Consider the following 11,850-nt stretch of genomic DNA (forward strand, 5'->3'; position numbering starts at 1 on the left):
CCGTCGCGCTCCAAAAGGCGAAAGGCGCGCCGCCCGGCGCGCCTTTTTTCATCGAGCGATGCGCAACGAACCGCAATTCGTCACGCCGCATCGGACTCCCAAACGACCGCCGCCCCGCGCGCGTCCCACGCGTCGAGAAACGGCGCATACCGCGCCTCGACGCGATTGCGGCGCACCTTGAACGTCGGCGTGACGAAGCCGCTCGTCTCGTTCCAGATCGAATCGACGACCACGACGAAGCGCAGCTTCTCGTGATCGTCGAGGCTCGCGTTGACGCGTTCGAGATGCTCGCCGAGCGATGTCGCGAGCGCCGCGCGCCGGCCGTCGTCGTCGAGCCTGCGGCCTTCGTCGGACAGCGACACGAGCGCGCACGGCTGCGGCCGTCCCGCACCGACGACGCAGCACGCATCGACGAGCGGATGCGTCGTGAGCCTGCTTTCGATCGGCGACGGCGCGACGTACTTGCCCTTGCTCGTCTTGAAGATCTCCTTCACGCGCCCGGTGATTTTGAGTCGGCCCGCTTCGTCGAGCTCGCCCAAGTCGCCGCTGCGGATGAAGCCGTCGGGCGTGAAGAGCGCGGCGGTGAGGTCGGGGCGCTTGTAATAGCCGATCGTGTTGCCCGGCGAGCGGATCTCGATTTCACCGGTGTCGGCGAGCCGGCTCTCGACGTCGCGCACCGGCGCGCCGACGTAGCCCGGCCGCATGTCGTGCTGCCGGCACGAGTGCGACACGCCGCACAATTCGCTCATCCCGTAGCCTTCGAGCAGTTCGAGCCCGAGATCGCGATACCAGGTGAGCAGCGCGGGCTCGATCGCCGCGGCGGCGCTTGCGGCGAGGCGAACCCGGTCGAGGCCGAGCTGCTGAAGAATCATCGGCTTCATCGCGTCCGGAATCGGGCCGGGCGGCAGGCGGCTCGCGGCCGCGTGCCGGAACTTCGCCCACAGGCGCGGCACCGAGATGAAGAACGTCGGCCGCGCGCGTTGAAGGTCGGCGACGAACGTGTCGAGCGATTCGCCGAAGTAGACGGTGAAGCCCGCGCGCACCGACAGCATCTCGACATAGCCGCGCTCCGCGACGTGCGACAGCGGCAGGTACGAGATCATCCGGTCGCCGGGGCCGAGCGCGATCAGATCGAAGACGGGCTCGACGCACCAGCCGAGCGCGCCGAACGTCAGCATCACGCCCTTCGGGTCGCCCGTCGTGCCGGACGTGTAGACGATCGTCCCGAGCTCGTCGGCGGCGCGCGTCACGTGCTCGGCGAGCGGCGCGGTGTCGCGCACGATGTCGTCCCATTTCACGCCGTCGAACTGCGCGCCGGACAGGTACGGCAGGCCGATGCGCCGCACGTGCGGCGGCACGCCGTCGCGCATCTGCTCCCATGCGTCGAGCTTGCCGACGAACAGCGCCGCCGCTTCGCTGTGCGTGAGCACTTGCTGGACCGATTCGGCGCCGAGCGTCGGGTAGAGCGGCACCGACACATGGCCGCTCAGCCAGATCGCGAAATCGGCGAGAATCCAGTGCGCGCAGTTCTTCGACAGGATCGCGATGTTCGATCCGCGCGGCAGATCGAGCGCGCGCAGGTACGCGGCGACGCGGCGCGCTTCGTCGAGCGCCTCGCGCCACGTGAAGCGGCGGATTTCGCCGTCGCCCGTCGGCTGGACGAGCCAGACGTCGTCGGCGCGCGTGCGTTCCCAGTATTGAAGGCGTTCGAGCGGCAGGTTGTCCGGGTCGATCGAGGTCAATGTCGTCTCCTTGCGAGCGGCGGGCGCGCGGCGGCCGCCGCGCGATGTATCGTTGCAGGCCGGTGCATTCGCACAACGCCGACGCGCGCCGGTTTTCGTCGGCTCGGAGCGGCGTCGGCGGCCTCCCGAAAATTCTCACCTTTCGATCTTGCGCGCCATATCTGCGCCGCCCGGTGCGCGCATGCATGTATGCGCGATGCGTGCTGTCGCGCGATCGCCGAGCGGCTTCGGCGATCGCGCGCCTTCTTCGGCCGCGTCTTGGCCGCGTCTCGGTTGCGTTGCTCCCGTCGCGGCGTTCATCGGCGTCGCGCTCGCCGCTGCGGCGTTGCGGCCTCCGTGCCGCTCGCCGCGCATCGGCGGCGCGGGCTGCCGAGCCGGCCGCCGTGATCGCGGCTCCTTTCGCCGGTCAAGCGTCGTTCACGCAAGCGATGCGGCTTGCGCACGCGTGCCGAGAATCCGCCGCGCTTCCTGCGGCGACGCGATCTCGCGCCCGGCTTCGCGCGCGATCGTCGCGATCGCGTCGACGAGCTGCGCGTTCGACGTCGCGCGTGCGCCGTCCGGCAGATAGAACGTGTCTTCGAGCCCGGTGCGCAGCTGTCCGCCGAGCTCGGCCGTCCGCCGATGCAGCGCCCAGATGTTCGCGCGGCCGATCGCGGTGACCTGCCACGTCGAATCGGGCCGCAGCAGCCGGATCAGGATCGGCAGCAGCTCGGGATCGGCCGGCATGCCCGACTCGACGCCCATCACGAAGTTGTAATTCGATCGTCCTGCGAACAATCCGGCGCGCGCGTACATGTCGATGCAGCGGACGATGCCGGTGTCGAAACACTCGAACTCGGGCACCGCGCCCGTCTCGGCCATCGTCGTCAAAAACGACGCGACTTTCTCGACCGGGTTGTCGAACAGCATCGGCGGCCACGCCCACGCGCCGTCCGCCTTCACTTTCAGATAGTTGAGCGAGCCCGCGTTGCATGCGGCGATTTCCGGGCGGATCGAACGGATGCATGCGAGCGGACCGTCGACGTTCGGCCCGACGATGCCCGTCGACTGATTGAAGATCACGCCCGGGCACGCCTCGCGGATCGCCTGCGCGATCTCGGCCGCGAGCTGCGGGTCCCACGACGGCAGGTGCCCCTTGTCCGGCTCCTGCCGGCGAAAGTGCACGTGCATGCACGATGCGCCGGCGTCGTACGCGCCTTTCGCTTCGCGCGCCATCTGCTCGGGCGTGACGGGCACGTTGAACTGCTTCGGGTCCGTGAAGATGCCGTTCAGCGCGCACGTGACGACGACGGGGTGGCTCATCGAAAATTCTCCTTGTATCGAATGCCGGCGCGTTAGCCGGCCTGCGGCTCGAGTTGCGCGAGCACCTGGCCGGGCGCGACCTGCTCGCCCGCGCGCGCGCCGAGCGACGCGACCTTGCCCGCGAACGGCGCGGTGATCGCGTGCTCCATCTTCATCGCCTCGAGCACCATGACCGTTTGTCCGGCCGAGACCGTCGCGCCTTCGTCGATGTCGACCGCGATCACGCGGCCGTTCATCGGCGCGCGCAGCACGCCGTCGCTGTCGGCGGCGCCGGCGCTCGCTCGGCCTGCGCGGTTGAGGATCGCGAACGCGTAATCGATGCCGTCGAGTTGCAGCCACAAGCGCTCGCGCGCGATCGCGAAGCAGTATGCGTGCGCGCGGCCGTCGATCTCGACCGTCGACGGCTCGCCCGGCGGCGCGGGGCGTGCCCCGTCGAGCGCGGCCGGCGCGCGGCCGTGCGCGCGCACGGCCGCGCGTTGCCGATCGATCGTCACCACGCCTCGTCGCGCATCCGCGTGCTCCGCGCTCGCGCTTACGTTCGCGTTCGCGCGCGCCGACGACAGCCGATATGGCACGGGCAGCGGCGCGCCGTTGCGCCAGCCGCGCCACGCGGGCGACAGCGTCTCCGCGCGATCGGCGGCGGCCGCCGACAGCCACGCGGCGATCGCCCACGCCGCTTCCGTCGGCGCGAAGCGGCGGCTGTCGTTGTCGGGAAAATGCGCGGCGATGAACGCGGTGGACACGGCGCGTCCGTCGACGAACGCCGGATGTCGCAGCACGCGCGCGAGAAATGCGCGGTTGCTCGGCACGCCGAGCAGCACCGTGTCGTCGAGCGCGTTCGCGAGGCGGTCGATCGCCTCGTCGCGCGAGCGGCCGTGCGCGATCAGCTTGCCGAGCATCGAATCGTAGTGCGGGCTGATCGCGACGCCGTCGGCGAGCGCATGATCGCAGCGCGCGTGACGGCCCGGCCGCCACGTCAGCACTTCGCCCGTGCGCGGCAGGAAATCGTCGGCGGGGTCCTCCGCGCAGAGGCGCACTTCGATCGCATGGCCGTCGAGCCGCACGTCGTGCTGCGCGAGCGGCAACGCATCGCCTTGCGCGACGCGCAACTGCCATTCGACGAGATCCTGCCCGGTGATCAGCTCCGTCACCGGGTGCTCGACCTGCAGCCGCGTGTTCATCTCCATGAAGTAGAACCGGCCGTCGCGGTCGAGCAGGAATTCGACGGTGCCCGCGCCGACGTAGCCGATCTCGCGCGCGACGGCGACTGCCGTCGCGCCGAGCCGCGCGCGCAGCGCGGCATTGACCGCGGGCGACGGCGCTTCCTCGACGATCTTCTGGTGGCGGCGCTGCACCGAGCAGTCACGCTCGCCGAGATGGACGACGTGGCCGTGCGTATCGGCGAACACCTGCACTTCCACGTGGCGCGGCTCGATCACGGCGCGCTCGACGATCATGCGGCCGTCGCCGAACGCGTTCCGCGCTTCGGATACGGCAAGCTTCAGCGCGGCGGGCAGCGCGTCGCGCGCATCGACGCGGCGCATTCCGCGCCCGCCGCCGCCCGCCGCTGCCTTCAGCATTACCGGAAAGCCGATTCGTTCGGCCTCCGAAAGCAGGCGCGCGTCGCTCTGATCGTCGCCGTCGTAGCCGGGCACGACGGGAATGCCGGCCGCTGCCATCCGGCGGCGCGCGCGGGCCTTGTCGCCCATCGCGTCGATCGCGTCGGCGCGCGGGCCGACGAACGCGAGGCCCGCCTCGACGGCGCGCCGCGCGAACGCCGCGTTCTCCGACAGGAAGCCGTAGCCCGGATGAATCGCCTGCGCGCCGCTCTTCGATGCGGCGTCGATCAGCTTGTCGATCGACAGATACGATTCGGCGGGCGTCGCGCCGCCGATCGACACCGCCGCGTCGCACGCGGCGACGTGCGGGCTGCGCGCGTCCGCGTCGGAGTGGACGGCGATCGTCGCGATGCCGAGCCGGCGCGCGGTGCGCGCGATGCGCACCGCGATCTCGCCGCGGTTCGCGATCAGCAGACGGGTGAAGCGGCGCTCGCTCATGGCGTCACCGGCAGCGTCGGCGCATCGGTCGCCCAGCGGGGCGCGCGCTTGTCGGTCAATGCGGCGAGGCCTTCGACGACCGTGCCCGAGCGCAGCGCGGCGGCGAATGCGTTCGCCGCCGCATCGAGGACGGCGGCGCGCTCGCGATGCAGTGTGTCGGCGACGATTCGCTTCGTCGCGCGCTGCGCGGCCGGTTCGCATGCGAGCACGCGCGCGAGCTCGCCGCGCAGCAACGGATCGATGGCGTCCGCGTTCGCGATTTCGTCGGCGAGGCCCGCGTGCAACGCGTCGGCGGCCGACAGGCGGCGGCTCGTCAGCATCAACCAGCGGCCGCGCACGGCGCCCGCGCGTGCGACGATGAACGGCGCGATCTGCGCGGGCGGCAGGCCGAGCGACGTTTCGGGCATCGAAAGATATGCGTCGCTCGCCATCAGCACGCGGTCGCACGCGGCCGCGAGCCCGCAGCCGCCGCCCATCGCCGCGCCTTCGATCACGGCGAGCGTCGGCATCGGTAGTGCCGCGAGCCTGTCGAGAAGCGCGCCGAACCGGCGGTTCGACGTTGCGATCGGATCGGGCGCGTCGGCGGGCGCCGGCTCGCGCATCATCGCGTGAAAGCCGCCGAAGTCGCCGCCCGCGCAGAACACGCCGCCCGCGCCGCGCAGCACGAACGCTCGCACGCCGTCATCGGCGGCGACGCGCGCGCACTCGGCGTCGAGCGCCGCGACGAGATCGTCGGTCAGCGCGTTGCGCTTGCCCGGCCGATTCAGCGTCGCGAACACGACGCCGTGCGTTTGCGCGACGTGCAGCGGCGCGAGCGTCGAGGAAGTCGTCTCGGTCATCGCGCGTCACTCCCGCGGCAGCGTGCCGAGCTTCTTGCAGATGATGCCGAGCATCACCTCGTCCGCGCCGCCGCCGATCGAAAACAGGCGCGTGTCGCGATAAGTGCGCGAGATGCTCGATTCCCACGCGAAGCCCATGCCGCCCCAGAACTGCAGGCAACTGTCGGTGACTTCGCGCGCGAGGCGTCCCGCCTTCAGCTTCGCCATCGACGCGAGCGTCGTCACGTCGCCGCCCTGCACGTACAGCTCCGTCGCGCGATATGTGAGCGCGCGCAGCGCCTCCACCTCGGTCTTCAGCTCGGCGAGCCGGTAATGCACGACCTGATGATCGAGCACGGGCCGCCCGAAGATCTTGCGCTGACGCGTGTAGTCGATCGTTTCGTCGATCGAACGATCGAGCACGACGAGCGCGGCGGCCGCGCCGTAGAGCCGCTCTTCCTGGAACTGCAGCATCTGATAAGTGAAGCCTTGGCCTTCCTCGCCGATCAGGTTGCGGCGCGGCACGCGCACGTCGTCGAAGAAGATCTGCGCGGTGTCCGAAGAATGCATGCCGATCTTGCGGATCTTCTTCTCGATGTGCACGCCTTTCGATTTCAGCGGCACGACGATCAGCGATTTGTTCCGATGCGGCGGGCCGTCCGACGTGTTCGCGAGGCAGCACATCCAGTCGGCCTGCGTGCCGTTCGTGATCCAGAGCTTCGTGCCGCTGATCACGTAATCGTCGCCGTCGCGGCGCGCCGCCGTGCGAATCGACGCGACGTCCGAGCCCGCGCCCGGCTCCGACACGCCGATGCACGACACGTGCTCGCCCGCGATCGCGGGCGCGAGGAACTCGCCGCGCAACGCATCGGAGCCGAAGCGCGCGAGCGCGGGCGTCGCCATGTTCGTCTGCACGCCGATCGCGAGCGGCACGCCGCCCGCCTTGCACACGCCGAGCGCCTCGGCCATCACGAGCTCGTAGCTGTAGTCGAGGCCGCCGCCGCCGAACGCGGCGGGCTTGCTCAGGCCGAGCATGCCGAGCGCGCCGAGCTTGCCGAACACGTCGTGCGCGGGAAAGATGCCGGCTTCCTCCCATTCGTCGACATGCGGATTGACCTCTTGCTCGATGAAGCGCTTGACGGTGCGCGAGATCGCTTCGTGTTCTTCGGTGAAATGCATGATGTCTCCAGATCAGGGGCGGGCGACGCCGAACGTGAGCGGTTGGACGGTCTTGCCGCGGCCGTCGCGGCAGACGGCGAGCGTCATCGCGATTACGCGGCGCGTGTCGCGCGGATCGATGACGCCGTCGTCGAGCATGCGTCCGGACGTGTAGAACGCGTGGGTCTGGCGCTCGAAGTTCGCGACGATCTTCTCGCGCAGCGCATCGATTCGCGCGCGGTCCGGCTCGACGCCTTTCGCGCGCGCCGCGCCTTCCATCACGATCGCCATCGTGAGCGCCGCCTGCTCCGCGCCCATCACCGCGGTGCGCGCGTTCGGCCACGAAAACACGAAGGCCGGATCGAAGCCGCGCCCGCACATCCCGTAATTGCCCGCGCCGAACGAAGCGCCGCACAGGATCGTGATCTGCGGGACGGTGGCGTTCGACACCGCCTGGATCATCTTCGCGCCATGCTTGATCATTCCCGCGCGTTCGGACTCCTTGCCGACGATGAAGCCCGTCGTGTTCTGCAGATAGACGAGCGGCACGCCGCTCTGGCAGCACGCCTGAATGAAATGGGTCGCCTTCGTCGCGCCGGCCGGATCGAGCGGGCCGTTGTTCGTCACGATGCCGACGGGCATTGCGTGGATGCGCGCGTGCGCGCAGACGGTGGCCGGCCCGTACGACGGCTGGAATTCCAGAAGATCCGATGCGTCGACGAGCCGCGCGATCACCTCGCGCATGTCGACGGGCTTCTTGCCGTCGCGCGGCAGGATGCCTAGCAGTCCTTGCGGATCGAGCGCGGGTTCCTCGCCGACGGGCAGCGCCGCCTCGCGCTCGCGCCAGCCGAGCTTGTCGACGAGCTCGCGCAGGATGCGGATGCCGTCGGCGTCGTCGTCCGCGACGTATTCGGCGAGGCCCGACACGCTCGCGTGCATCGTCGCGCCGCCGAGCTCCTCGTCGGTCGCGATCTCGCCCGTCGCGGCCTTCAGCAGCGGCGGGCCGGCGAGGAACGCCTTCGCGCGGTCGCGCACCATCACGACGTAATCGGACAGGCCCGGCATGTACGCGCCGCCCGCGGTCGACGAGCCGTGCACGAGCGTGAGCACCGGGATGCCGGCGGCGGACAGCTTCGCGAGCTGATGGAAATGGCGGCCGCCGTGGATGAATTCCTCGACGCGGTATTGCAGCAGGTTCGCGCCGGCCGATTCGACGAGATGCACGAACGGCAGCCGATGGTCGAGCGCGATCCGCTGCAGCCGCTGGAATTTCTCGAGGCCCTTCGGCTGCAGCGCGCCCGCGTCGATGCCCGAATCGGCGACGACGATCATGCAGCGCGTGCCGCTCACGTAGCCGATGCCGCCGATGAGACCCGCGCCCGGCACCGATTTGTCCGGATCGCTTTCGCCGACGAGATAGCCGGCGAGCGCCGCGAGCTCGAGAAACGGCGCGCCGGCGTCGACGAGGAGCGCGAGCCGCTCGCGCGGCAGCAGTTGCCCGCGCTTGTCGAAGCGCGGGCCGGCCTTCGCCGATTCGTCCGCGGCGCGCGCGTTGAGCGCGTGCCATTGCGCGATCAGCGCGCGCATGTGATCGGCGTTGTCGCGGAACGCGGCGCTTGTCGTATCGAGACGGGAATCGAAGATCGGCATGTCAGCGCTTGAAGAGTTCGGGCGCGATCGCGCGATGGAAGCCGTCGAACGGCGCGTTCGCGTCGACGGGCTGCATCGCGAAATGGCGGCGCGCGTTCGGCGCGCCGCCGTCTACGCGCAGGCACGCGCCGCTGATGAACGACGCGGCGTCCGACAGCAGGAACGCGATCGCCGCCGACACTTCGGCTTCGTTGCCGATGCGCCCGAGCGGCACCATCTTCGGCAGGCCGCGCAGCATCGGCTTGATCGCGTCGGGATACGTGTCCATTCCGCTCGACGCGATCCAGCCGGGCGCGACGGCGTTCACGCGCACGGGCGCCCATTCGGCGGCGGCCGTCTCGGTGAAGTTCAGCATGCCGGCGCGCGCGGCGCCGCTGTGGCCCATGCCCGTCATGCCGTGCCACATGTCGGCGATGATGTTGACGATCGCGCCCGTCTTGCGCGGCTTCATCGATTGCACGTAGCACTCGCGCGCGACGAGAAAGCCGCCGAGCAGGTTCGTGTTGAGCACGGCCTGCCAGCCTTTCGCGCTGATCTGATCGAGCGGCGCGGGGAACTGGCCGCCCGCGTTGTTGACCAGCAGATCGACGCGGCCGTGCCGCTCGAGGATCTGCGCGATCGCGTGCCGCACGCCGTCCTCGTCGCGAATGTCGCATGCGATCGCGTCCGCACGGCCGCCGTCTTCGTGGATTTCGGCCGACACGTTCGCGAGCTTGTCCGCGTTGCGGCCGAGCAGCACGACGAGCGCGCCGAGCGACGCGAGCTCGTGCGCGCAGCAGCGGCCGATGCCGCTGCCGCCGCCCGTGACGAGCGCGACCTTGCCGTCGAAGCTGCCCGCGCGAAGTTGTGAGCGATATGCCATGTGAGGTTTTTCGTCCGTCAGTCGAGAAACAGATCGTTCGGAAACGACGTGGTGCCGGGCACGACCGCGTAGCGCGAGAGATCGGCGACACCCGCGCCGGCGAGCACCTGCTCGTCGATGAAGAAGCGGCCCGTGTGCGTGCGCGCGTCGAGCGACAGCACGTGCGCGGCGGCGTCGGCGACGATCTCCGGCGTGCGGCAGACCTCGGGCGCAATGCCGGGAATCATTTGCAGCGCCGCCGTGCGGATCACCGTGCGCGGCCACAGTGCGTTGACCGCGATGCCGTGCGGACGGAATTCCTCCGCGTGCCCGAGCACGCACAGGCTCATGCCGTATTTCGCGATCGTGTACGCGACGTGCGGCGCGAACCATTTCGGATCGAGATTCGGCGGCGGCGACAGCGTCAGCACGTGCGGGTTGCCGCCGCGCTTCGCGGATTCCCTCAGATACGGCAGCGCCGCCTGCGTGCACGCGAACGTGCCGCGGACGTTGACGTCGAACATCAGGTCGAAGCGTTTCATCGGCGTGTTTGGCGTGTCGGTCAGGCTGATCGCGCTCGCGTTGTTGACGAGCGCGTCCACGCCGCCGAAACGCTCGGCCGCGCGCGCGAGCGCGGCGGCGATCTGCGTTTCGTCGCGTATGTCCACTTGAAGCGGCAGGCATGCGCCGCCCGCCGCTTCGATCTCGGCGGCCGCGCTGTAAATCGTGCCGGGCAGCTTCGGATTCACGTCGGCGGTTTTCGCGGCGACGACGACGTTCGCGCCGAGGCTCGCGGCCTTCTTGCCGATCGCAAGCCCGATGCCGCGCGAAGCGCCGGTGATGAAGACGGTCTTCCCTTGCAGCGTGCTCATCGGGCGCCCCGGATGTCGTCGTGTGCGATGTGCGCATCGTAGCGCCGTGAATCTAATAAATCAATCGGTTGATTTATTTTTGCCGCGTTCCTAGAATCAGCACGAAAGCGGCCGACTCCCGGCGCACCGAAAGGAGGCATCGATGCATCGCGCGATCCCGAACCCGGCCTATTACCGGCCGGAGCACGTCCAATTGCAGGACACGTTGCGCCGATTCGTCGCGAACGAGATCTCGCCGTACGTGAACGATTGGGACGAGGCGGGCGAGTTTCCGCGCGAGCTGTACGAGAAGGCGGCGCGCGTCGGGCTTCTCGGCATCGGCTTTCCCGACGCCTACGGCGGCGTCGAGGACGTCGACATGTTTCATCGGCTGATCTGCTCGATCGAGCTCGCGCGCTGCGGCGCGGGGGGCGTCGTCAGCTCGCTGATGTCGCATACGATCGGCGCGCCGCCGATCGCGCACGCGGGCAGCGACGAACTGAAGGCGCGCGTGCTGCCCGGCATTCTCGCGGGCCGCAAGATCTCGGCGCTCGCGATCACGGAGCCGGGCGGCGGCTCGGACGTCGCCGCGCTGCGCACGAGCGCGGTGCGCGACGGCAGCCGCTACGTCGTGAACGGCGAGAAGGTGTTCATCACTTCGGGCATGCGGGCCGACTACTACACGGTGGCCGTGCGCACCGATGCGCACGCGCAGGGCGCGAAGGGGCTGTCGCTGCTGCTCGTCGAAGGCGACGCGCCGGGCTTGTCGAAGACGCCGTTGAAGAAAATGGGCTGGTGGGCGTCGGACACCGCGCATCTGCGCTTCGACGATTGCCCCGTGCCGGCCGCGAACCTGATCGGCCCGGAAGGCGGCGGCTTTGCGCTCGTGATGCAGAATTTCAACCTCGAGCGCTTCAGCCTCGCCGCGTCGGCGCTCGGCTTCGCGCAAGTCTGCTACGAGGACGCGCTCGACTGGGCGCGGCAGCGGCGCACGTTCGGCCGGCGCGTCGCGGATCATCAGGTGATCCGGCACAAGCTCGTCGACATGGCGATGCGCATCGACGCGACGCGCGCATGGCTCGAGCAATGCGCGTGGCAGATCGATCATCTCGACAGGGGCGCGCCGACGCTCGTCGCGACGATCTGCATGCTGAAGAATTTCGCGACGCAGACGATGCAGTTCTGCGCGGACGCCGCCGTGCAGATACTCGGCGGCATGGGCTACATGCGCGGCACGCGGCCCGAGCGCATCTATCGCGAAGTGAAGGTCAACATGATCGGCGGCGGCGCGGAGGAAATCATGAAGGATCTGGCGGCGCGCCAGCTCGAGTATTAGCGCGCGGCGCTCGGGATCGGGCGGCGCGCGCGGGCGGATCGGCTTTCCAAGCGTTTAAAACTCGCCGATAATCGCTCGAATGACGGGCTTCGCCG

General features: G+C 69.5%; 9 protein-coding genes. 1 reads left to right on the forward strand and 8 read right to left on the reverse strand.

The window, feature by feature from the left end; translation table 11 throughout:
* Nucleotides 1-80: 80 nt before the first annotated feature.
* The 8 genes from X946_RS09335 to X946_RS09375 all read right to left on the reverse strand — a co-directional run bounded on the left by X946_RS09335 (nt 81) and on the right by X946_RS09375 (nt 10,440).
* Nucleotides 81-1,742: an AMP-binding protein gene (locus tag X946_RS09335; protein WP_038746108.1), complete on the reverse strand. Its 1,662-nt coding sequence runs from the start codon at nt 1,740-1,742 to the stop codon at nt 81-83.
* A gap of 417 nt (nt 1,743-2,159) precedes the next feature.
* Nucleotides 2,160-3,044, reverse strand: coding sequence for a 3-keto-5-aminohexanoate cleavage protein (locus X946_RS09345; RefSeq protein ID WP_038746112.1), 885 nt, complete (start codon nt 3,042-3,044; stop codon nt 2,160-2,162).
* Between the two features lie 32 nt (nt 3,045-3,076).
* Nucleotides 3,077-5,101 carry an acetyl/propionyl/methylcrotonyl-CoA carboxylase subunit alpha gene (locus X946_RS09350; RefSeq protein ID WP_038746114.1) on the reverse strand — a complete coding sequence of 675 codons (2,025 nt, stop codon included), beginning with the start codon at nt 5,099-5,101 and terminating at the stop codon, nt 3,077-3,079.
* On the reverse strand, nt 5,098-5,940 hold the full coding sequence (locus X946_RS09355) for an enoyl-CoA hydratase/isomerase family protein (protein ID WP_038746116.1): 843 nt from the start codon (nt 5,938-5,940) through the stop codon (nt 5,098-5,100). Before X946_RS09355 ends, X946_RS09350 begins: the two co-directional genes overlap by 4 nt.
* Before the next feature lie 6 nt (nt 5,941-5,946).
* Nucleotides 5,947-7,098 carry an acyl-CoA dehydrogenase family protein gene (locus X946_RS09360; protein ID WP_038746118.1) on the reverse strand — a complete coding sequence of 384 codons (1,152 nt, stop codon included), beginning with the start codon at nt 7,096-7,098 and terminating at the stop codon, nt 5,947-5,949.
* Between the two features lie 12 nt (nt 7,099-7,110).
* A complete protein-coding gene (locus X946_RS09365) occupies nt 7,111-8,727 on the reverse strand; it encodes an acyl-CoA carboxylase subunit beta (RefSeq protein ID WP_038746120.1) in 1,617 nt (538 codons plus the stop codon).
* Between the two features lies 1 nt (nt 8,728).
* Nucleotides 8,729-9,589 carry an SDR family oxidoreductase gene (locus X946_RS09370; RefSeq protein ID WP_038746122.1) on the reverse strand — a complete coding sequence of 287 codons (861 nt, stop codon included), beginning with the start codon at nt 9,587-9,589 and terminating at the stop codon, nt 8,729-8,731.
* A 17-nt stretch (nt 9,590-9,606) separates the two neighbouring features.
* Nucleotides 9,607-10,440, reverse strand: a complete 834-nt coding sequence (locus X946_RS09375) for an SDR family oxidoreductase (RefSeq protein ID WP_038746124.1) — start codon at nt 10,438-10,440, stop codon at nt 9,607-9,609.
* A 142-nt stretch (nt 10,441-10,582) separates the two neighbouring features.
* Between X946_RS09375 and X946_RS09380 the strand changes: the two genes are divergently transcribed.
* Nucleotides 10,583-11,755, forward strand: a complete 1,173-nt coding sequence (locus X946_RS09380; RefSeq protein ID WP_038746126.1) for an acyl-CoA dehydrogenase family protein — start codon at nt 10,583-10,585, stop codon at nt 11,753-11,755.
* Nucleotides 11,756-11,850: the final 95 nt, after the last annotated feature.

The sequence above is a fragment of the Burkholderia sp. ABCPW 111 genome (assembly GCF_000773065.1).
GTDB classification, from domain to species: Bacteria; Pseudomonadota; Gammaproteobacteria; order Burkholderiales; family Burkholderiaceae; genus Burkholderia; species Burkholderia savannae.

Coding starts and splice junctions, on each gene's coding strand:
- X946_RS09345 (WP_038746112.1), bottom strand. CDS start 3,044: ATGAGCCACCCCGTCGTCGTCACGTGCGCGCTGAACGGCATCTTCACG.
- X946_RS09350 (WP_038746114.1), bottom strand. CDS start 5,101: ATGAGCGAGCGCCGCTTCACCCGTCTGCTGATCGCGAACCGCGGCGAG.
- X946_RS09355 (WP_038746116.1), bottom strand. CDS start 5,940: ATGACCGAGACGACTTCCTCGACGCTCGCGCCGCTGCACGTCGCGCAA.
- X946_RS09360 (WP_038746118.1), bottom strand. CDS start 7,098: ATGCATTTCACCGAAGAACACGAAGCGATCTCGCGCACCGTCAAGCGC.
- X946_RS09365 (WP_038746120.1), bottom strand. CDS start 8,727: ATGCCGATCTTCGATTCCCGTCTCGATACGACAAGCGCCGCGTTCCGC.
- X946_RS09370 (WP_038746122.1), bottom strand. CDS start 9,589: ATGGCATATCGCTCACAACTTCGCGCGGGCAGCTTCGACGGCAAGGTC.
- X946_RS09375 (WP_038746124.1), bottom strand. CDS start 10,440: ATGAGCACGCTGCAAGGGAAGACCGTCTTCATCACCGGCGCTTCGCGC.
- X946_RS09380 (WP_038746126.1), top strand. CDS start 10,583: ATGCATCGCGCGATCCCGAACCCGGCCTATTACCGGCCGGAGCACGTC.